This is a genomic window from Vibrio sp. TMPB1044 (assembly GCF_030442075.1).
Classification (GTDB): domain Bacteria; phylum Pseudomonadota; class Gammaproteobacteria; order Enterobacterales; family Vibrionaceae; genus Vibrio; species Vibrio satsumensis.
Map to the genome: position 1 here is coordinate 164713 of NZ_JAUJED010000078.1, position 20071 is coordinate 184783.

A 20071-nucleotide genomic window follows, 5' to 3' on the forward strand; every position below is an offset into this window, starting at 1 on the left:
CATTACTTAATCTATCGGACTGTCTGGGCCCGTTTTTATTTGCTGTCTGAATATCGCTTTCATTGTGGAAATGTTGTCATGAATCCCATTAAAAAATACGAACAAGATATAAAAGAACATGGATTTCAAAGAGATCCAGCACAAGAGCAAGCAGTTAAGTCTTTAGATGAACTCTTTCATCAATTCCAAGATTACATGAATACGCCCATTCCTCAACTGACTCGATTCCAGAAATTATTGGGCAAAAAGCCAAAACTGCCACAGCCACCAAAAGGTCTCTATTTCTGGGGGGGCGTCGGGCGCGGTAAAACTTATCTAATGGATACGTTCTACGATGCCTTACCGACCACTAAAAAAATGCGTGTTCACTTTCACCGCTTTATGTATAGAGTGCATGACGAGTTGAAGGCACTTGGTAACGTCAGTGATCCATTGCCTTTGGTCGCAGATAAATTGAAAGAAGAGGCGGATATTATCTGTTTCGACGAATTCTTTGTTTCTGATATCACGGATGCCATGATCCTAGGAACTTTGTTCCAAGAGTTATTCGCTCGTAACGTTATCTTGGTGGCAACGTCAAACATTCCGCCGGCAGATCTGTATCGCAATGGTTTGCAACGCGCGCGTTTCTTACCTGCGATTAAGCTGATTCAAGACAACTGCCATATTCTTAATGTCGATAGCGGCATTGATTATCGCCTACGTACCCTAGAGCAGGCTGAAATTTATCATTACCCATTGGATAGCCAAGCGAATATCAACCTAGAAAAATATTACGCACAATTAGTCGGTGAAGATAAAGAGAAGCTGAAGCAGATTGAGGTTAACCACCGTAAATTAGATGTAGTCGAAGCGAGTGATGGTGTGCTGCATGGTACTTTTGCTCAGCTTTGTCAGTCGGCTCGTAGCCAAAATGACTACATTGAGCTCTCACGTGTTTACCATACCGTTCTGTTGGCTGATGTATTGCAAATGGGCGCGACTTCAGATGACGCAGCGAGACGTTTTATCGCGTTGGTGGATGAGTTCTACGAGCGTAATGTGAAATTGATTATTTCAGCGGAAGTTGAGCTAGAAAAATTGTATACCCATGGGCAGCTAGAGTTTGAATTTAAACGTTGTCAGTCGCGTTTAATCGAAATGCAGAGCCATGAATATTTGGCAAAAGAACACTTAAGTTAGCTCTGATTATCTCGAATAAGAAATAGAATTAAAAAAATCGTGATTTTGTTCAAAAAGAGGTGATTTTTTCTTCGCTCTTCTCTATAATCCTGCGACCTACCGTTACTGCGGGCCTCTAGCGATGAGTAAAATCACGTTATGCCAAGAGTTTTCCAACACTCGAAGGGGTGATGAATGGTAACTCTTAGACAGTGGGAATACGCGAGTATTCCTTAAGTGTAAATTTTTTAAATAGGTAATTATTAGCATGAAAACTTTCGTTGCTAAACCAGAAACTGTAAAACGCGACTGGTATGTTGTAGACGCTGAAGGCAAAACTCTTGGCCGTCTAGCAAGTGAAATCGCTTCTCGCCTACGCGGCAAGCACAAAGCAGAATACACTCCTCACGTAGACACTGGTGATTACATCATCGTTGTTAACGCTGAGAAAGTTGCTGTAACTGGTAACAAAGCTAAGGGTAAGGTTTACTACCGTCACTCTGAGTTCCCAGGTGGTCTTAAAACTATCACTTTTGAAAAGCTAATTGCTAAGAAACCAGAAATGGTTCTAGAACTAGCAGTTAAAGGTATGCTTCCACGTGGTCCTCTAGGCCGCGCGATGTACCGTAAGCTTAAAGTGTACGCTGGTACTGAGCACAACCATGTTGCTCAACAGCCACAAGTACTAGACATCTAAGGGGATTATGAAAATGGCAGAGAATCAATACTACGGCACTGGTCGTCGCAAAAGCTCAGCAGCTCGTGTTTTCATCAAACCAGGCTCTGGTGAGATCGTAATCAACAAGCGTAGCCTTGATGTTTACTTCGGTCGTCCAACTTCTCGTATGGTTGTTAAGCAACCTCTTGAGCTAGTTGAACTAACTGAGAAACTTGACCTTTACATCACTGTTTCTGGTGGTGGTATTTCTGGTCAAGCTGGCGCAATCCGCCACGGTATCACTCGCGCTCTTATGGAGTACGATGAAACTCTACGTCCTGCTCTACGTGCAGCTGGTTACGTTACTCGTGACGCTCGTTGCGTTGAACGTAAGAAAGTTGGTCTACGTAAAGCACGTCGTAAACCTCAATTCTCTAAGCGTTAATTTTTCTTTACGAAAAAGTACACGCTCCCAGTTTTACTACTGGAATTGTGGTTCAAAGCTCGGCTATATGCCGGGCTTTTTGTTTTTATACCCACTCTAAACGCTTCCTCTCCCTCGTTTTATTCCCAAATTCTTATATTTTGAAAGCTTTTGTAACCCAATGTGCGCTTTGCCTCATGATTGTTACAAAAAGGTAGCTTTATCTTGTCAAAAAGTAGGGTTTTATTTATCATTTGCCGTCAATAAATAGAACTAAATACATATTTTGTTAGCCATGCTCTTTAATCGGAATTATTTCAATCCATAAGGAGCAAATGGGAGAATGTTTGGATGAGCAACGCGCCTTTAAATAACGGTCGCAGGCGTTTCTTAACCGCAACAACAGCCGTTGTTGGTGGTTTAGGAGCAGCTGCTGTAGCCGTGCCTTTTATTAAATCATGGAATCCGAGTGCCAAGGCGAAAGCTGCGGGCGCACCGGTGGAAGTGGAAGTCAGTAAGTTAGAACCGGGACAAATGGTTCGTGTCGAGTGGCAAGGTAAACCTGTATGGGTTGTACGCCGTGCTGAATCGGTATTAGAAAACCTAAAGTCTATTGGTGGTCAACTTCGTGACCCTCAATCTGAAGCTGAACAACAACCTGAATACGCACAGAACGAATTCCGTTCAATTAAGCCGGAATTCTTCGTTGCTGTTGGTTTCTGTACGCACTTAGGTTGTTCTCCAACTTACCTGCCAGATTCTTTTGCAGAACAAGTTCAGGGCGTTAAGTCTGGTTTCTTCTGTCCTTGTCATGGTTCGAAGTTTGATATGGCAGGTCGAGTATTCCAAGGTGTACCTGCACCGTTGAACCTTGTTGTGCCAAAGCATATGTATTTAAGTGACACCAAGATCCTTATCGGTATTGACGAGGGAGATGCATAATGCAAGGACTACTAGACTGGGTAGAGAAACGTATACCCGCGATGAATGCTTATAAAAAGCACTTGTCTGAATACCCAATGCCTAAGAACTTTAACTTTTGGTACCTTTTCGGTTCTTTAGCTATGTTGGTACTGGTTAACCAAATTCTTACGGGTATTTGGTTAACAATGAACTACGTACCGTCTGGTGACGGTGCATTTGCTTCTGTTGAATACATCATGCGTGATGTGGAATACGGCTGGCTACTGCGTTACATGCACTCAACAGGTGCTTCGGCATTCTTCGTTGTTATCTATCTGCATATGTTCCGTGGTCTAATTTACGGTTCTTACCAAAAACCTCGTGAGCTACTTTGGATCTTCGGTATGTTGATCTTCTTAGTGCTTATGGCTGAGGCTTTCATGGGTTACCTACTACCATGGGGTCAAATGTCTTACTGGGGTGCTCAGGTAATCATTTCTCTGTTTGGTGCGATCCCTGTTATCGGTGATGACCTAACGCTTTGGATCCGTGGTGACTACATCATCTCTGGTGCAACGCTGAACCGTTTCTTCGCACTGCACGTTATCGCGCTACCAATCGTACTTCTGCTGCTTATCGTGCTTCACGTACTAGCGCTACACGAAGTGGGTTCGAACAACCCTGACGGTATCGAAACTAAACTTCCTAAAGGCACAATGGGCGACGATTACAAAACTCAGTTCCCATTCCATAAGGATTACACTAAGAAATACGACATCATCGACTCTATTCCTTTCCACCCATACGGGACGGTGAAAGATATGGTAGGTGTTGCTGGTTTCCTATTCTTGTTCTGTTACGTGCTGTTCTTTAACCCAGAAATGGGTGGATACTTCCTTGAACCGCCTAACTTTGAAGCTGCGAACCCGCTGAAAACACCTGAGCATATCGCTCCAGTTTGGTACTTCACGCCGTTCTACGCTGTACTTCGTGCTGTTCCTGATAAGCTGTTAGGTGTAGTCGCAATGGGCGCATCAATTGTTGTGCTATTCCTATTGCCATGGTTTGACCGCTGTAAGGTTCGTTCTTACCGTTACCGTAGCAAACTGCATTTGATCAACATCATCCAATTCACAATAAGCTTTATTGCGCTTGGTGTACTTGGTGCGCTTCCTGCAACGCCAACATACACGTTACTGGCTCAAATCTTTAGCTTAGGTTATTTCATGTTCTTCGTTCTACTGTGGTTCTACAGTAAAAATGAAGCGACGAAACCATTACCAGAAAGGGTGACATTCAAATGAAAAAGTGGATTGTAATTTTATTTGCTATGTTGCCGTCATTGGCGATGGCAGCTGGTGCAAACGTACCATTAGACAAAGCGAACAATGACTTAACAGACAAAGCTTCATTGCAAAATGGCGCTAAGATGTTCATGAACTACTGTTTCGCTTGTCACTCAACGCAGTACCAGCGCTATGAACGTGTTGCGAATGATTTAGAGATCCCTGTTGATCTAATGAAGGAAAACCTGATTTTCGACCCAGAGGCGAAAATTGGTAGCTTGATGGTTAACGCTATGCCTTCTGAGCAAGCGGCAAGTTGGTTTGGTGCTCCGCCACCTGACCTAACTTTGGTGGCTCGTGTTCGTGGCGCAGATTGGCTATACACGTACCTTCGTACATTCTATGAAGATCCGTCTCGTCCGTTTGGCGTGAACAACATTGTTTTCCCAAGTGTAGGTATGCCGCACGTTCTTGAAGAACTGCAAGGTATCCCAACACCAATCTACGATACGCATATGGTAGATGGCGAGGAAGTGACGGTTGTTGTTGGTACTGAAACTGACGGTTCTGGCGAATTAAGTGCCGGTGAATACGACGAAGCGGTTCGTGACCTTGTTAACTTTTTGGTTTACTCGGGCGACCCAGTTCAACTTGAGCGTCATGCTATGGGTTGGTGGGTAATGGCCTTCTTAGTAATCTTCACTATCATCGTGATTTTGCTGAAGAAAGAGTATTGGCGTGATGTGCACTAATTGTGCTATAATACCGTGCTAATTCCCAAATTATGTTAATGTTCAATGGAGGCTTTAGGCCTCCATTGTTTTTATTTAAAGTGTACTGGAGGGCTCCATGGCTGTAGCTGCCAATAAACGTTCTGTAATGACTCTTTTCTCAAGTGCTTCTGATATGTATAGCCATCAGGTGCGCATTGTTCTTGCTGAAAAAGGCGTAAGTGTTGAAGTTGAGTTGGTTGATGAAAAAAATCTACCAGCAGAACTTGTTGAACTGAACCCGTACAAATCAGTACCTACTCTTGTTGATCGTGAGCTTGCTCTATATGACTCAAAGATCATCATGGAATACCTAGATGAGCGTTTTCCTCATCCACCATTGATGCCTGTATACCCGGTTGCTCGTGGTAATAGCCGTCTAATGATGTACCGCATTGAGCGTAACTGGTATTCAGTTGCAGAGAAGATCGTTAAAGGCAACGCTGAAGAATCTGAAGCAGCCCGCGTTAAATTGCGTAACGACCTACTGACTCTTGCTCCTATCTTCGCTGAGTATGAATACTTCATGAGCGAAGAGTTTAGCCTAATTGATTGTTACCTAGCTCCGCTATTATGGCGTTTACCTGAGCTTGGTATTGAACTAATTGGTCCAGGTTCTAAAGAGCTTAAGATTTACATGAACCGCGTATTTGAACGTGATTCATTCCTAGCTTCTCTAACTGAAGCTGAGCGTGAGATGCGACTCGTTCGCTAAGCGTTATGGATATTTCAAATATGACTCCACGCCGACCATATATGCTTCGTGCATTTTATGAATGGCTGGTTGATAACGAACTAACTCCACACCTTGTTGTTGAAGCAACACTACCAGGTGTGCGAGTTCCAGAAGAGTTTGTCCAAGATGGTCAGATCATTCTGAACATCGCGCCTCGTGCGGTTGGACAACTTGAACTGGGTAACGAAGCTGTGACGTTTAGTGCTCGCTTTAGTGGTCGCCCACACTCTGTGATTGTACCACTTTATGCTGTACAAGCGATTTACGCTCGTGAGAATGGTGCTGGTACTATGTTTGAACCTGAAGAGGCTTACATGGAATCGTTTGAAGAAGGGATTGAAGAAACTCCTTTTGAAGAACCAGAAAAAGGTCCATCTTTGAGCGTAGCAACGGCAGACGTAGATGCTGAAGAGCCTGACTCAGATCCTGAGCCACCTCGTCCAGTGAAAGGTCGCCCAAGCCTTCGTGTTATCAAATAACGTTAGTTAAAACGACTCAAATAAAAAAGCAGCGATTCGTCGCTGCTTTTTCTTGTCTGCTAAATGGCATTTAATTGACTGGCTTAAGGCTAGTTAACGGCTGTTTCTTCTTCGCCATATTCAAATGCTCGAATGACCTGTTTTACACCTGAGATGTTACGCGCAACTTCTGTCGCGATATCAGCATGCTCTCGAGTGACGAGTCCAAGCAGGAATACTTCTGAATCCTCAGTAATCACTTTTACTTTGATGCCGTTAAGCTCAGCATTCGCAAGCAGAGCTGATTTCACTTTAGTGGTAATCCAGCTGTCTTTGCTAATCGCGCTAACTGACAAAGGCTCTTTGACTCGAATCTGGTTATGTATACTTTCGACGCCTGTTACTTCCTTGGCTTGGCTTTCAAAAGCACGACGTTCAGCGTCTGTCGTTGCTTGGCCCATTAACACTACAGAGCCGCGGTAAGAGCTTGCGGTGACACGCACGCTACCACGGTATGGTTGTTTATTGGTGATAGCTGCAACTTCAAATTCGATATTGTTATCGTTCCAAATCTCTTTGGTCGTTCGCGTATCTGTGACTAGGTTTGCTGTGGTTGCTGCACCAGCAATGAAAATGCCAGCACAACCAGATAGGGATAGTGTAAGTAGCGAAACACTAATCAGCTTAAACAGCATCATAGAGGTTAATGATTTCATTGTGATGCTCCGTATATCACTCTTCGTGAGCAGGGAAGAGTACTTGATCGATTAGGTCACATAGGCAGTGTAGTGTCACCATGTGTACTTCATGAATGCGCGCTGTACGGTGTGAAGGGATACGAATTTCTACATCGTGTTCACCAAGCAAGCCTGCCATTTCACCCCCATCTTTGCCTGTAAAGGCGATGATTGTCATGTCGCGAGTTACTGCGGCTTCCATTGCTTTGATGATGTTTTTGCTATTACCGCTAGTAGAGATAGCCAACAGAATATCGCCAGTTTGACCAAACGCACGTACCTGCTTAGAGAAGATCTCTTCATAGTGGTAATCGTTAGCTACTGCCGTTAGCGTAGTGTTGTCTGCAGTGAGTGCCATCGCTGGAAGGCTAGGGCGCTCTGTCTCAAATCTGTTGAGTAGACACGATACAAATTGCTGAGCATTCGACGCCGAACCACCATTACCACAACAAAGAATTTTGTTTCCGTTAAGCAAGGTCGCAACCATTGCTTGAGCGGCATGCGTGATTGCGTCAGGCAGAGCTTCTGCAGCCGCAATTTGGATTTGAATACTTTCTGTAAAACTTTCTTTAATGCTGTCTAGCATGTTTATCCTTGGGTAATCGCGTTTTGAATCCAGTCGATATTGTCATTCGGCCCTTCAATGGCAACGATATCAAACCTGAAATCTGTAGAGTGCACCGACAAGCCTTGCTGCATAAGCCAAACATTGGCTGTTTTGAGCAGCTTCTGTGACTTCTTGGCAGTCACCATTTCAGCGGCATGTCCGTAGCGGGTTTGCTTGCGGTATTTTACCTCAGCAAACACAACCGTATTGTTATGGCGCATTATAAGATCAATCTCGCCACATTTTGCTATGAAGTTTTCTTCTATTAACGATAAACCGTGGTTAATCAGATAAGATTTTGCCACGGCCTCGTATTTATCACCCACTTGTTTGTGGGTGATAGTTGGTTTGGATCGGAACTTTCGGCTAAAAAGCCCCATGCTCTGCCCAGCTGATTTCACGTTGGACCACACAGTTGTTATCGATGGTTAACACCCCCGTTTCACCTGGAATACTATATCCCTGTACGGCTTTCATCTGTGGTAGTGCATCCATTAGGTAGTATGCATCCATTCCCAATGCTTGCAGACGTTTTTGGCCATTTGAATGTGCTGGCCATAGGTCGTTTAGCTCTTTATTAAGCTCGTTTTTGTTTTCAACCAATAGTGGGATATCGCTGTAGAATACACCGGTTAGGTCTTCATACTGCTTATCACCGCTGTTGCTGCGTGAGTTTGAGAAAAGAGCGGGTTGGCTAGCATCAGGGTTAATTGCCACTTCAATGAAGGGTTTGATTAGCGTTAGCTCTGAGTTCTTAGCCACAATGTAGACAGAATCGATATCACGACGGCTGCGTGGCTCTGTTTCTAGGTCTAGATTAAGTAACCCGTCCATTTGAGCGATACGCTGTTGGCTCTCTTGCAAGCCGAATACCTGATTCACATTACGTTGCAGTTGGCGTTTGTCAGAGAACAAGCTGATAGCAACATCGTTGCTGCTGTATTTTTTCCACTCTTCTTTAAACGCTTGCTCAACACGCTCACCTAAACGCCCTCTTGGCGCAAGGATAAGCGGGTACTTGTAGCCTTGAGCAAATAGGTGCTTCGCTGCCTGAGCGACTTCTTGCTCTGGCGATAGAGCGAGATAACAAATGTTGGTATCTGGTTCTAGTTGCGTTGGAATGTTCAAAGCTAAAGCTGGAATCGAGTTCTCGTGGTTTTTCTGCGCTTGCTGAAGCTTAGTGATGTTGCTCTTAATCAGCGGGCCAACGATGAAATCAACGTTGTTCTCTTCGAGTGTCGCTTTAATCTCAGCTGCACTTTGCACGTTGGTATCCATTACCGTCAGCGTTGCATCTTCTTCACGCTCTTTGTCATTCATCATCGCAAAGATGAAACCGTCACGCACAAGTTGTGCCTGCTTGCCGTACTTACCGGTTAGAGGCAGTAATAGTGCAGTGCTAGTTGGCTTGCTGATCTCTAGCGCCAAGATGTCAGTGATCGCCTGAGGTGTATATGTCGCTGCTGGGTGCTGAGGATTCTCTGCTAGCCAATCAGACAGGGTTTCCTGTAGGTTTGGAAGATTTGAATTCAGCGTCTTCATGTAAATCGCCAGTTGTAACCAACCTGCAAGAACGTCTTCTGTAGGCGACGTCTTAAGCTCTAGAATCTCATATTGAGAGTAGCTATTTAGGTTTTGCCAAATACGGTCAGCAGCTTGTTGTTGGAGCTCGTCGTCAGCCTCTAGATACTCTGAATAAAGAACTAACTCACGGCTTGCTTCAAAATACTCGTTTTGCATTTCAGAAATGTTCGCGCGTAGCTCGTGATAATCTTTCCACTGCTCGTTCGGAATTTTCCACCAAGGCTGAAAGTTCAGTTGGCTATAAGCTTGCTCCGGCTGCGAGTTATTCACCAACAGTTGAGCACGAGCTAATTGCCATTCCGCTTGTTGCGTTTCGCTCAGCTTTTGTTTGGCTAAGCGTTTGATCAGCAGAGTTGCTTGATCGGTTTTTCCAGCTTGCACAGAAGCCTTAAGCGCCATGATTAACCAGTCGTTTTGTAGACTTCCTTTACTACTATCCGCCTGCATCATGTAACTTTCAGTTGATTGCGCTGGATCTAGTGTAATATCAACGCTCGTTGGTGCTTGAGGACCTGAAGAACAAGCCGCCAATGTAATTGCTAATGCAATTGGAGTGAGTAAGCGTGGTACACTGAGTCTCTTATGGTTCATCGTTGCCATGAGTTCTTTAAATTCCGTATAAATTTGTATCTATATTAATCGTTGAAGTGATGGTAAACAAATGACAGATAACAAAACCTTGCTCACAGAGAGCCCAACTCTCTACATTGTGCCAACCCCAATCGGAAATTTGGGAGATATCACTCAAAGAGCAATTGAAATTTTATCAAGTGTCGATGTTATTGCAGCCGAAGACACACGCCACACGGGTAAGCTGCTTGCTCACTTCAATATATCAACCAGAACGTTCGCTTTACATGATCATAATGAACAAACTAAAGCGCAAGTTCTAGTCGAAAGGTTATTAGAAGGTCAGTCTATCGCATTAGTCTCTGATGCGGGTACTCCTTTAATTAGTGACCCAGGTTACCATCTTGTCTCACAATGTCGTCAAGCGGGTGTGAGAGTTGTGCCACTTCCTGGTGCTTGTGCTGTGATTACGGCGTTGAGTGCTTCTGGTTTACCGTCAGATCGTTTCAGCTTTGAAGGCTTTTTACCGCCAAAGAGCAAAGGTCGTAAAGACAAGTTCTTAGAGATCGCAAAGGCAGAGCGCACCTGCATCTTCTATGAATCACCACACCGTATTTCAGATTCTCTACAAGACATGCTTGAGATTCTTGGCCCTGACCGTGAGGTTGTATTGGCGCGAGAGCTAACCAAAACCTTTGAAACCATCCAAGGTCTACCACTGGGTGAACTTATTGAGTGGATTGAAGAAGACGCGAACCGTAAACGCGGTGAGATGGTATTGCTGATTCACGGTCACCGTGAAGAAGCGAGCACAGAATTGCCAGACGAAGCGACTCGCACACTAGGTATTCTAACCAAAGAGTTGCCCCTTAAAAAAGCGGCGGCGATGACGGCAGAAATCTACAATCTGAAAAAGAACGCTTTATACAAATGGGGCCTAGAGCATCTAGACAACTAGAAACCTCTTTATAGAGTAGCTAACCTGTATTGAAAAGCTTGTGAGGAATGAGGGTAATACCGTCACTCCTCTTTTTTGTCTTAATTGTGTGAAATTCATGCAGTTGCTTAGAGGTTTGCAGCATATTTGTGATCTCGCTAGACACTGCGCTCTAATCTCTATACAATCCGCCCTCGGAGTTGAACGGGTAATCGCTGCTTTGCTGATGTCCTTCGGGAGACTGACGTTGAGGTCCTTCGGGAAACTGACGTTGAAGTCCTTCGGGAGACTGGTAGAGGGGAGGAACGTCCGGGCTCCATAGAGCAGGGTGCCAGATAACGTCTGGGGGGCGCGAGCCCACGACAAGTGCAGCAGAGAGAAGACCGCCGATGGCCTCATTTCTTCGGAAGGGGCACAGGTAAGGCTGAAAGGGTGCGGTAAGAGCGCACCGTGCGACTGGCAACAGTTCGTAGCAAGGTAAACTCCACCCGGAGCAAGATCAAATAGGCCCTCACATTGCGTTGCTCGCGTATGGGGGCGGGTAGATTGCTTGAGCCTGTGAGCGATTGCAGGCCTAGACGAATGGTTACCGCCGCGCAAGCGGAACAGAACCCGGCGTATGTGTCAACTCCACCTATATAAAGAACCCATCATTACTTAACGGTAGTGATGGGTTTTTTGCTTTATATTGACGTAAATTATTTAGATTTCCTTAGAATCCTTCATCCTGATATGAGCTTGGGTCAAAAATTCCCAAAGCCTATACACAATATGGTGGAGATACAGCGTGAAATCAGTACACTAAAACGTTAATAGAACAAATTATTGCCGAACTAATGGCTCAATCCACTCACTGAGAAGACTATGACAGAAGCATTCAAACATATTTCAGTATTGCTTAACGAATCTATTGACGGACTTGCGATCAAACCTGACGGTACCTACATCGATGGTACTTTTGGTCGTGGTGGTCACAGCCGTACAATCCTGTCTAAACTGGGCGAGAATGGACGACTCTTTAGTATCGACCGCGATCCACAAGCGATTGCAGAAGCACAAAAGATTGATGACCCTCGTTTTACGATTATTCATGGCCCATTCTCAGGTATGGCTGAATATGCAGAGCGTTACGACTTAGTCGGTCAAGTGGATGGCGTATTACTGGATTTAGGTGTTTCTTCACCACAGCTGGATGACGCAGAGCGTGGCTTTAGCTTCATGAAAGACGGCCCGCTTGATATGCGTATGGATCCAACAACTGGCATTCCTGTATCTCAGTGGTTAGTTGAAGCTGACCTTGATGACATCACATGGGTTATCCGTGAGTTTGGTGAAGACAAACACGCTCGCCGTATCGCGAAAGGCATCATTGCTTATCAAGAGAATGAAGAGAACGAACCGCTAACGCGCACTGGCCAGTTGGCTAAGCTTATCTCAGATGTAGCACCAAAAAGCTTTAAAGAGAAAAAGCACCCAGCGACACGTGCTTTCCAAGCATTCCGTATCTACATCAACAGCGAGCTTGAAGAGATCGACACGGCACTGAAAGGTGCTGCAAGTATTCTTGCTCCAGAAGGTCGTTTATCTGTTATCAGCTTCCATTCACTTGAAGACCGCATGGTGAAGCGCTTTATCCGTAAAGAGAGCCAAGGCCCGCAAGTACCACATGGCTTGCCACTAACAGAAGAGCAGATCAAAGCGCTAGGCAGTGCTGATCTTAAGCCTGTTGGTAAAGCGATTAAACCATCAAAAGGCGAAGTGGATGAGAATACTCGTTCACGTAGCTCAGTATTACGAATCGCAGAAAAGCTATAGTCAATGAAGACCTCCAAACCTAACTTAGCCAAGATAATATTTTTTGATTTGATCTCCGTGGGTAAGATCCCATTGATGCTTCTTATCTGTATCTTTGCAAGTGCGATGGGGGTCGTTCTTACGACACATATGTCACGTCAGGCGATCACTCAAAAAGACATGGCATTGGTGGAGCGAGAACAGCTTGATGATGAGTGGCGAAATTTAATGCTTGAAGAGACGGCTCTGGCTGAACACAGTCGCGTTCAAGCATCGGCAAAAAGAGAGCTAGACATGAAACGTCCAGACTCTGACAAAGAAGTTGTGATCACACTGAAATGACCGGTAAAAAGGAAAAAGCACCCGCGAAAACCGTTAAGAAATCAACGAAAGAGCGTGTGAAGAGCGAAAAGGATTCGGATCCAATTCTTATTAAATGGCGTTTTAACGTCGTTATTGCTTTCGTGTTTCTTGCCTTTGCTGCACTGGTTGGCCGTGTGGCTTACATTCAAATTATTGAACCAGATAACTTAATTCGTCAGGGCGACCTTCGTTCAGTACGTGTTAAGGCCATTCCTTCTGCTCGCGGTATTATTTCAGACCGCAATGGCGAGCCGCTTGCTGTGAGTGTTCCAGTTGAGGCGGTATGGGCTGATCCAAAAACGATTTTTGACAAAAACGGCATGGCCAACATTGATCGTTGGTATGCGCTAGCTGATGTGCTTGGGTTAGAACGACAATCAATGATCGACAAGATCTCTAGCAACAAATCCCGTCGATTTATTTACCTGCAAAGACAAGTTAGCCCTGCGATGGCTAAATATATTCGCGATCTGAAGCTAGTGGGTATTGGTCTGAAAGCTGAATCTCGACGTTACTACCCTGCAGGCGAAGTCAGCGCGCACCTTATCGGCGTTACCGGGATTGATGGGCACGGCCTAGAAGGTGTTGAGCGCAGCTACGACAAATGGCTTACGGGCGAGGCGGGTAAGCGAACGATTCGTAAAGACCGCTATGGACGCGTTGTTGAAAACATTGCTTTAGAAGAGCGTGAAGAAGGTAAGCCACTCGAGCTCACAATCGATCAACGATTACAAGCGATAGCTTATCGAGCGATCAAGCAAGCTGTAGCCGATCATAAGGCGACTTCGGGCTCTGCAGTGTTACTCGATGTGAAGACGGGCGCAGTGTTAGCCATGGTCAATGCACCGTCTTACAACCCGAACAACCGCTCTGACTTACAAAGCTTTAAGATGCGAAACCGCGTGCTCACTGATGCCATGGAGCCTGGTTCGACAGTAAAACCTTTCGTGGTGTTAGCTGCACTGGAGAATGGGACGGCAGACGCGGAAACCATCATTGATACAGGTAATGGTATCATGCAGATTGGTGGCAGTCGCGTACGTGATACGTCGAAAGTCGGCAAAGCTGATTTAGCGTTGATCCTCAAAAAATCGAGTAATATCGGTGTAGCGAAGTTAGCGCTTGATATGCCACTTGAAGCCTTGCTTGGGATGTACAGCTCTGTCGGTTTAGGTGAGATGTCAGGGTTGAACCTGGTGGGGGAAACAGCGGGTATTTTCCCGAACCGTCGTCGCTGGTCTAAGTTTGAAATCGCTACCTTGGCATTTGGTTATGGATTAGCAGTTACGCCACTTCAATTGGCTCATGCTTACGCAACGTTAGCTAACAAAGGTATGTATGAACCAATTCACATCATCAAAAGTAACGACCAAGATTTCTCTAAGCAGATCATCAAGCGTGAGAACGCTGAGCTGGTTCTGCAAATGCTAGAAGGGGTAACTCAAAAGGGTGGTACGGCAACGAGAGCTGCTGTGCCGGGTTACCGAGTAGCAGCAAAAACAGGTACATCTCGTAAAGCAGAAGCTGGTGGGTACAGCGATGAATATATCGCTATTACATCTGGCTTTGCCCCAGTCAGTGACCCTAGAGTGGCGCTGGTTGTTGTGGTTAACGAGCCTCAAGGTGACCTTTACTATGGCGGTTCAGTCGCAGCCCCCGTTTTTTCTGAAATCATGAAGGGTGCACTGCAAATACTTAATGTCCCTGCTGATGAAAACAAATTTCAAGAATAGAGCCAATCAGGATTCAATATGAGTAATAGCCTCACGCTGTCATCTTTACTTTCTCCTTGGGGAGACTTCGGTTCTTCTGAGCTAGATGCGATTGCTGTTGAGCAGTTGGAGTTGGATAGCCGTGCGATCAAGGACGGTGATATTTTTGTTGCCGTAGTCGGACATGCTGTCGATGGCCGTCGTTTCATTGACAGAGCGGTCACACAGGGAGCTCATGCTGTTATTGCACAGGCCGATGCTGAAAAGCCCCATGGTCTGATTGAGTGGTTGGGTACTGTTCCGGTCATTTACATTAAAGACCTTAACTTGGTGTTATCTGAGTTGGCCGGCCGTGTTTACTCGTCTCAAGCGACTAAGTTGATTGGTGTTACCGGCACCAATGGCAAAACTACCATCACCCAATTGATTGCTCAGTGGCTTGATTTAGTCGGCCAACGTTCGGCAGTAATGGGCACCACGGGTAACGGTTTTCTAGGTAACCTTAAAACGGCGGCGAATACCACCGGCAGTGCCATCGAAATACAACGCACACTGAGTGAGTTGGCTGAAGAAAACGCCGTTTATACAGCAATGGAAATATCTTCTCATGGTTTGGTGCAAGGTCGAGTTAAAGCCTTGGACTTCGAAGTAGGTGTATTCACGAATTTGAGCCGTGATCATCTTGATTACCATGGCACGATGGAAGAGTACGCTTTGGCTAAGAAGAGCCTGTTTACTGTGCACAAATGCAATCACGCTGTCATAAACGTTGATGACGAAGTAGGTAAAGCTTGGATGACAGATTTATCGAGTGCGATTGCTGTTTCATTACTTCCATTAACGGGCTACCAACAGTCGGTATGGGCATCTGATGTTGCCTATGCAGAAACTGGGATTAAGCTCTCTTTTGATGGTAGTTGGGGACAAGGCGATCTTTCGGTTCCACTGATTGGCCAGTTCAACGCATCAAACGTATTGGTTGCCTTTACGACCTTGCTGTCATTAGGTATCGATAAGCAAACCTTGGTCGACACTGCGCCTCAGCTACAACCTGTGATTGGTCGTATGGAACTGTTCCAAGTGCCGAGCAAAGCAAAAGTGGTTGTCGATTACGCGCACACGCCAGACGCTTTAGAAAAAGCATTAGCAGCATTGCGTGTTCATTGTTCTGGAAAACTGTGGGCTATCTTTGGCTGCGGCGGTGACCGTGACACTGGTAAACGCCCTATGATGGCTGCGACCGCAGAGCAGTTCGCCGATAAAATCATTATTTCAGATGACAACCCTCGTAGCGAAGCTCCTGCCTTGATTGTCCAAGACATGTTGTCAGGCTTAAGCAAACCTGAATCTGCATTTGTGGAACACGATCGCTACCAAGCGGTTAAGTTCGCGCTTGAACAGGCAGACAGCAATGACATTATTCTTTTGGCTGGTAAAGGCCATGAGGATTACCAAGTATTGAAAGACAAAACGGTACATTACTCAGACCGAGAGTCTGCGCTTCAACTTTTAGGTATTTCATAATGATTGATGTATCACTCGAACAGATTTGTTCTGCGGTCAGCGGTGAGTTGATTGAGTCTAGCAACTCAAACAATGCCGTAATTAATGCCGTTTCTACCGACACTCGCACCGTTGAAGAAGGCGCATTGTTTGTCGCTCTTGTTGGAGAACGCTTTGATGCGCATGACTTTTGTCATCAAGCGGTTGAGGCAAATGCGAGTGCGTTGTTAGTCGAACGAAAACTTGACCTAAATATTACTCAAGTTGTTGTTGAAGACACTAAACTTGCTTTAGGTCAGCTAAGTGCTTGGATCCACAAACAATGTGACGTGCCAACCATGGCGATAACAGGAAGCTGTGGCAAAACGACCGTCAAAGAGATGGTGGCGAGCATTCTGCAACAACGTGGCAAGGTGCTGTATACGGCGGGTAACTTCAATAATGATATTGGAGTACCACTAACCTTACTGCGCAGTGAACCAAATGACGACTATGCCGTGATAGAACTGGGTGCGAACCATATTGGTGAAATCGCCTATACTACGCAACTTGTGAAACCACAGGTGGCCTTAGTTAATAACGTCGCAGCCGCGCATCTAGAGGGCTTTGGCTCAATTGATGGTGTTAAAAAAGCGAAAGGTGAAATTTTTCAAGGGCTTGCTGCCGGTGATGCTGCTATTGTTAATTTAGATAGCAACGGTGGTGACTTTTGGAATGAAGTACTTGCCGATAAAACGGTACTGACATTTTCAGAAAGCGACAGCAATGCAGATTACTTTGCTAAGAACATTGGTATTAATGAGCAGGGTGAAGCCTGCTTTGAGATGCAAACTCCGCAAGGCGCTATGCCGGTTGAGCTCGGTATTATCGGTCAACATAACGTAGCGAATGCATTAGCAGCAGCGGCGTTGAGCATCCAATTTGGCGCCACGCTAGATGAAGTGAAAAATGGTTTAGCAAATCTTATCTCTGTCAAAGGACGAGTTGAGGTTCAACAATTAAGTCAGAATATCAAGCTGATAGATGACAGTTACAACGCCAGCGTACCTGCGATGAAAGCGGCAGCTAAACTGCTGTCGAGCTTCAAAGGTCAACGTTGGTTGATTTTAGGCAATATGGCTGAATTAGGCGACGAAAGCCTTGCACTTCACCGTCAAGTCGGTGAATATGCTGCCCCATTCGCTTTTGAGCATGTACTCACTTACGGTGATGATACCAAGGTGATTAGTGAGGTCTGTAATGGTACTCACTTTGCAACGCATCAAGCGATGTTCGCGCACATAGAGCAGCACTTAAGCTTGCCAGAAAACGCGTCGCATACCTTGTTGGTAAAAGGCGCTAATAGTGCAGGAATGAGTAAAATAGCCGCTGCTTTAAAGGAGAACTTTTCATGATAATTTGGCTTGCAGAGCTACTACAGCCACACTTTTCTTTTTTCCGTTTGTTCGAATACCTATCGTTTCGTGCAATCGCGAGTATTTTGACGGCTTTATGCCTGTCGCTGTGGATGGGACCTCGTTTAATCGAGCGTCTGCAAATGCTACAAATTGGCCAAGTTGTTCGTAACGACGGCCCTGAATCTCACTTTAGCAAACGTGGCACACCTACCATGGGTGGCGTGATGATCCTAGCTGCCATCATTATTACGGTATTAATGTGGGCTGATCTTTCTAACCCTTACGTTTGGGCTGTATTGGTTGTCCTTGGCGGTTACGGTGCGGTTGGCTTTGTTGATGACTACCGTAAAGTGGTTCGTAAAAACACAGATGGCTTGATTGCGCGTTGGAAATACTTCTGGCAATCGGCTATTGCACTGGTTGTGGCGTTTGCGCTGTATGCTCACGGGCACGATACTGCGGCAACCCAATTGGTTGTTCCTTTCTTTAAAGATGTGATGCCACAATTAGGTTTATTGTACATCGTACTGACTTATTTTGTTATTGTGGGTACCAGTAACGCGGTGAACCTAACAGACGGCCTAGATGGCTTGGCGATTATGCCAACGGTTATGGTTGCTGCTGGTTTTGCTGTGATTGCTTGGGCGACAGGTAACGTTAACTTCGCAGCATATCTACACATTCCATACATCCCATACACATCTGAGCTTGTGGTTGTATGTACTGCCATAGTCGGTGCTGGACTTGGTTTCCTATGGTTCAACACCTACCCAGCACAAGTATTCATGGGCGATGTTGGTTCGCTAGCGCTTGGTGGTGCATTGGGTGTGATTGCTGTGTTAGTTCGCCAAGAGTTGGTACTGGTTATTATGGGCGGTGTGTTTGTAATGGAGACTCTGTCAGTGATTCTGCAGGTGGGCTCTTACAAATTGCGTGGTCAACGTATTTTCCGCATGGCACCGATTCATCACCACTATGAACTTAAAGGTTGGCCAGAGCCGCGTGTAATCGTGCGCTTTTGGATCATCTCAATGGTATTAGTACTGGTTGGTCTAGCGACACTGAAAGTTCGTTAATCCTGTGTGAGCCTCTGAGTTGGGGCTCTTTAAAACTATTAAGAGCATCTTGTTTAAATGGAACGTTGGCAAAATATTCAAAATGTAGTGGTTGTGGGGCTCGGTATTACCGGGCTCTCTGTCGTTAAACATCTCGTAAAATATCAGCCTCATACTCATGTGAAGGTGATTGATACTCGAGAACTACCACCAGGAAAGGAATCTTTACCTGAGTCGGTAGAGCTACATTCTGGTAGTTGGAATAGCCAATGGTTAGCGGAAGCTGATTTGGTAGTTGCTAACCCAGGTATCGCCTTAGCGACCCCTGAAATACAAGATGTTATTCAAGCGGGAACTCCGGTTGTTGGCGATATTGAACTGTTTGGCTGGGCGGTAGACAAACCCGTCGTGGCAATAACAGGTTCTAATGGCAAGAGCACCGTGACCGACCTTACTGGTGTACTTGCAAAGGCTGCGGGTTTGAATGTCGGTGTGGGTGGCAATATTGGTATCCCTGCCTTAGAACTTTTAGAGCTTAATGCTGATTTATATGTTCTTGAGCTTTCAAGTTTTCAGTTAGAGACAACATCAAGCCTAAACTTAGCAGCAGCAGCATTTCTGAACCTGTCTGAAGATCATATGGATCGTTATCAAGGCATGGCCGACTACCGCGATGCCAAGCTAAGAATCTTTAACAATGCTCAATATGCGATTGTAAACCGCGACGATAAAGAGACGTATCCAGACCACAGCATGTCATTAGTAACATTCGGGCTCGACGACCAAGAGTTTGGTGTCGCGACAGTTGATGGTACCGAATGGCTAATGGACAACGGTAGACCTGTACTTTCTACCCAAGATTTAACATTGGTTGGACGTCACAATGTGGCAAATGCGTTAGTCTCGCTAGCACTGCTTAAACAAGTCGGTATCGATTACAGAAAAAGCCTTGAAGCCCTGAAAGCCTATAATGGTTTAACGCATCGTTGCCAAGTAGTGGCTGACAAACACGAAATTAAATGGGTTAACGACTCAAAAGCGACCAACGTAGCCAGTACATTAGCGGCTCTGTCGGGCTTAGAGTGCCAAGGTACTTTGTATCTTCTGGTTGGCGGGGTTGGTAAAGGTGCCGACTTCAGTGAGCTTAAGCCTGTGTTGTCGCAACTAGTACGCGTTCAACTGTGTTGTTTTGGTGAAGATGCCGATCAATTCATGCCTCTACACCCATCTGCACAAAAGTTCGATACCATGCAGCAGATAATCGAATCCATCTCACCACAGCTTGTGGCTGGGGATATGGTGATGCTGTCTCCTGCGTGCGCAAGCTTCGATCAATTTAATAACTTCATGGCAAGAGGTGATGCGTTCACTGAACTTGCTCATGAGTATGCCTAACGTGTTGAAGGACTAGCATTC

Annotated in this window: 20 protein-coding genes and 1 other RNA gene; 17 read left to right on the forward strand and 4 right to left on the reverse strand. The window is 45.5% G+C overall.

What is annotated here, in order from left to right; genetic code table 11:
- Positions 1-78: 78 nt before the first annotated feature.
- The 8 genes from zapE to sspB all read left to right on the forward strand — a co-directional run bounded on the left by zapE (position 79) and on the right by sspB (position 6417).
- Positions 79-1182: a cell division protein ZapE gene (gene zapE, locus QQ041_RS23035; protein ID WP_285955144.1), complete on the forward strand. Its 1104-nt coding sequence runs from the start codon at positions 79-81 to the stop codon at positions 1180-1182.
- A gap of 247 nt (positions 1183-1429) precedes the next feature.
- Positions 1430-1858 (forward strand): 50S ribosomal protein L13, encoded by a 429-nt coding sequence (gene rplM, locus QQ041_RS23040; RefSeq protein WP_010434689.1) that lies wholly within the window; start codon positions 1430-1432, stop codon positions 1856-1858.
- 13 nt (positions 1859-1871) lie between these two features.
- Positions 1872-2264, forward strand: coding sequence for a 30S ribosomal protein S9 (gene rpsI, locus QQ041_RS23045; protein ID WP_004740758.1), 393 nt, complete (start codon positions 1872-1874; stop codon positions 2262-2264).
- 330 nt (positions 2265-2594) lie between these two features.
- Positions 2595-3185: a ubiquinol-cytochrome c reductase iron-sulfur subunit gene (gene petA / locus QQ041_RS23050; protein WP_004740757.1), complete on the forward strand. Its 591-nt coding sequence runs from the start codon at positions 2595-2597 to the stop codon at positions 3183-3185.
- Complete coding sequence (locus tag QQ041_RS23055) at positions 3185-4450, forward strand: cytochrome bc complex cytochrome b subunit (protein WP_017629361.1); 1266 nt, start codon at positions 3185-3187, stop codon at positions 4448-4450. Before petA ends, QQ041_RS23055 begins: the two co-directional genes overlap by 1 nt.
- A complete protein-coding gene (locus tag QQ041_RS23060; RefSeq protein ID WP_048658023.1) occupies positions 4447-5184 on the forward strand; it encodes a cytochrome c1 in 738 nt (245 codons plus the stop codon). The genes QQ041_RS23055 and QQ041_RS23060 overlap by 4 nt, the downstream gene beginning before the upstream one ends.
- 97 nt (positions 5185-5281) lie before the next feature.
- Positions 5282-5917, forward strand: a complete 636-nt coding sequence (gene sspA / locus QQ041_RS23065; RefSeq protein WP_009848943.1) for a stringent starvation protein SspA — start codon at positions 5282-5284, stop codon at positions 5915-5917.
- A gap of 5 nt (positions 5918-5922) precedes the next feature.
- Positions 5923-6417 carry a ClpXP protease specificity-enhancing factor gene (gene sspB / locus QQ041_RS23070; RefSeq protein WP_061019061.1) on the forward strand — a complete coding sequence of 165 codons (495 nt, stop codon included), beginning with the start codon at positions 5923-5925 and terminating at the stop codon, positions 6415-6417.
- Positions 6418-6506: 89 nt separating this feature from the next.
- Here sspB and QQ041_RS23075 read toward each other — a convergent pair whose 3' ends face one another.
- Genes QQ041_RS23075 through QQ041_RS23090 form a run of 4 tightly spaced genes read right to left on the reverse strand, consistent with a single transcriptional unit; the run spans position 6507 to position 9924 of the window.
- Positions 6507-7112 carry a BON domain-containing protein gene (locus QQ041_RS23075; RefSeq protein WP_146490520.1) on the reverse strand — a complete coding sequence of 202 codons (606 nt, stop codon included), beginning with the start codon at positions 7110-7112 and terminating at the stop codon, positions 6507-6509.
- Positions 7113-7128: 16 nt separating this feature from the next.
- Positions 7129-7719 (reverse strand): phosphoheptose isomerase, encoded by a 591-nt coding sequence (locus QQ041_RS23080; RefSeq protein WP_004729817.1) that lies wholly within the window; start codon positions 7717-7719, stop codon positions 7129-7131.
- A gap of 2 nt (positions 7720-7721) precedes the next feature.
- Positions 7722-8120 (reverse strand): YraN family protein, encoded by a 399-nt coding sequence (locus QQ041_RS23085; RefSeq protein ID WP_146490577.1) that lies wholly within the window; start codon positions 8118-8120, stop codon positions 7722-7724.
- Positions 8107-9924 carry a penicillin-binding protein activator gene (locus QQ041_RS23090; protein ID WP_285955145.1) on the reverse strand — a complete coding sequence of 606 codons (1818 nt, stop codon included), beginning with the start codon at positions 9922-9924 and terminating at the stop codon, positions 8107-8109. Before QQ041_RS23090 ends, QQ041_RS23085 begins: the two co-directional genes overlap by 14 nt.
- 61 nt (positions 9925-9985) lie before the next feature.
- Between QQ041_RS23090 and rsmI the strand changes: the two genes are divergently transcribed.
- The 9 genes from rsmI (at position 9986) to murD (ending at position 20050) form a co-directional block, all read left to right on the forward strand.
- Positions 9986-10852, forward strand: a complete 867-nt coding sequence (gene rsmI / locus QQ041_RS23095) for a 16S rRNA (cytidine(1402)-2'-O)-methyltransferase (RefSeq protein ID WP_019824587.1) — start codon at positions 9986-9988, stop codon at positions 10850-10852.
- A 175-nt stretch (positions 10853-11027) separates the two neighbouring features.
- Positions 11028-11467, forward strand: an RNA gene (gene rnpB / locus QQ041_RS23100) — RNase P RNA component class A.
- 228 nt (positions 11468-11695) lie between these two features.
- Positions 11696-12646, forward strand: a complete 951-nt coding sequence (gene rsmH / locus QQ041_RS23105; protein ID WP_017059280.1) for a 16S rRNA (cytosine(1402)-N(4))-methyltransferase RsmH — start codon at positions 11696-11698, stop codon at positions 12644-12646.
- A gap of 3 nt (positions 12647-12649) precedes the next feature.
- Positions 12650-12967, forward strand: coding sequence for a cell division protein FtsL (ftsL, locus tag QQ041_RS23110; protein ID WP_061019056.1), 318 nt, complete (start codon positions 12650-12652; stop codon positions 12965-12967).
- Positions 12964-14721 (forward strand): penicillin-binding transpeptidase domain-containing protein, encoded by a 1758-nt coding sequence (locus tag QQ041_RS23115; protein WP_146490522.1) that lies wholly within the window; start codon positions 12964-12966, stop codon positions 14719-14721. Before ftsL ends, QQ041_RS23115 begins: the two co-directional genes overlap by 4 nt.
- A gap of 18 nt (positions 14722-14739) precedes the next feature.
- On the forward strand, positions 14740-16224 hold the full coding sequence (gene murE, locus QQ041_RS23120; RefSeq protein ID WP_285955146.1) for a UDP-N-acetylmuramoyl-L-alanyl-D-glutamate--2,6-diaminopimelate ligase: 1485 nt from the start codon (positions 14740-14742) through the stop codon (positions 16222-16224).
- Positions 16224-17597 carry a UDP-N-acetylmuramoyl-tripeptide--D-alanyl-D-alanine ligase gene (murF, locus tag QQ041_RS23125; RefSeq protein ID WP_146490524.1) on the forward strand — a complete coding sequence of 458 codons (1374 nt, stop codon included), beginning with the start codon at positions 16224-16226 and terminating at the stop codon, positions 17595-17597. The genes murE and murF overlap by 1 nt, the downstream gene beginning before the upstream one ends.
- Positions 17594-18676 carry a phospho-N-acetylmuramoyl-pentapeptide-transferase gene (mraY, locus tag QQ041_RS23130; RefSeq protein WP_048658030.1) on the forward strand — a complete coding sequence of 361 codons (1083 nt, stop codon included), beginning with the start codon at positions 17594-17596 and terminating at the stop codon, positions 18674-18676. Before murF ends, mraY begins: the two co-directional genes overlap by 4 nt.
- Positions 18677-18733: 57 nt before the next feature.
- Complete coding sequence (murD, locus tag QQ041_RS23135; protein WP_285955147.1) at positions 18734-20050, forward strand: UDP-N-acetylmuramoyl-L-alanine--D-glutamate ligase; 1317 nt, start codon at positions 18734-18736, stop codon at positions 20048-20050.
- Positions 20051-20071 lie beyond the last annotated feature (21 nt).

Coding starts and splice junctions, on each gene's coding strand:
- zapE (WP_285955144.1), top strand. CDS start 79: ATGAATCCCATTAAAAAATACGAACAAGATATAAAAGAACATGGATTT.
- rplM (WP_010434689.1), top strand. CDS start 1,430: ATGAAAACTTTCGTTGCTAAACCAGAAACTGTAAAACGCGACTGGTAT.
- rpsI (WP_004740758.1), top strand. CDS start 1,872: ATGGCAGAGAATCAATACTACGGCACTGGTCGTCGCAAAAGCTCAGCA.
- petA (WP_004740757.1), top strand. CDS start 2,595: ATGAGCAACGCGCCTTTAAATAACGGTCGCAGGCGTTTCTTAACCGCA.
- QQ041_RS23055 (WP_017629361.1), top strand. CDS start 3,185: ATGCAAGGACTACTAGACTGGGTAGAGAAACGTATACCCGCGATGAAT.
- QQ041_RS23060 (WP_048658023.1), top strand. CDS start 4,447: ATGAAAAAGTGGATTGTAATTTTATTTGCTATGTTGCCGTCATTGGCG.
- sspA (WP_009848943.1), top strand. CDS start 5,282: ATGGCTGTAGCTGCCAATAAACGTTCTGTAATGACTCTTTTCTCAAGT.
- sspB (WP_061019061.1), top strand. CDS start 5,923: ATGGATATTTCAAATATGACTCCACGCCGACCATATATGCTTCGTGCA.
- QQ041_RS23075 (WP_146490520.1), bottom strand. CDS start 7,112: ATGAAATCATTAACCTCTATGATGCTGTTTAAGCTGATTAGTGTTTCG.
- QQ041_RS23080 (WP_004729817.1), bottom strand. CDS start 7,719: ATGCTAGACAGCATTAAAGAAAGTTTTACAGAAAGTATTCAAATCCAA.
- QQ041_RS23085 (WP_146490577.1), bottom strand. CDS start 8,120: ATGGGGCTTTTTAGCCGAAAGTTCCGATCCAAACCAACTATCACCCAC.
- QQ041_RS23090 (WP_285955145.1), bottom strand. CDS start 9,924: ATGGCAACGATGAACCATAAGAGACTCAGTGTACCACGCTTACTCACT.
- rsmI (WP_019824587.1), top strand. CDS start 9,986: ATGACAGATAACAAAACCTTGCTCACAGAGAGCCCAACTCTCTACATT.
- rsmH (WP_017059280.1), top strand. CDS start 11,696: ATGACAGAAGCATTCAAACATATTTCAGTATTGCTTAACGAATCTATT.
- ftsL (WP_061019056.1), top strand. CDS start 12,650: ATGAAGACCTCCAAACCTAACTTAGCCAAGATAATATTTTTTGATTTG.
- QQ041_RS23115 (WP_146490522.1), top strand. CDS start 12,964: ATGACCGGTAAAAAGGAAAAAGCACCCGCGAAAACCGTTAAGAAATCA.
- murE (WP_285955146.1), top strand. CDS start 14,740: ATGAGTAATAGCCTCACGCTGTCATCTTTACTTTCTCCTTGGGGAGAC.
- murF (WP_146490524.1), top strand. CDS start 16,224: ATGATTGATGTATCACTCGAACAGATTTGTTCTGCGGTCAGCGGTGAG.
- mraY (WP_048658030.1), top strand. CDS start 17,594: ATGATAATTTGGCTTGCAGAGCTACTACAGCCACACTTTTCTTTTTTC.
- murD (WP_285955147.1), top strand. CDS start 18,734: ATGGAACGTTGGCAAAATATTCAAAATGTAGTGGTTGTGGGGCTCGGT.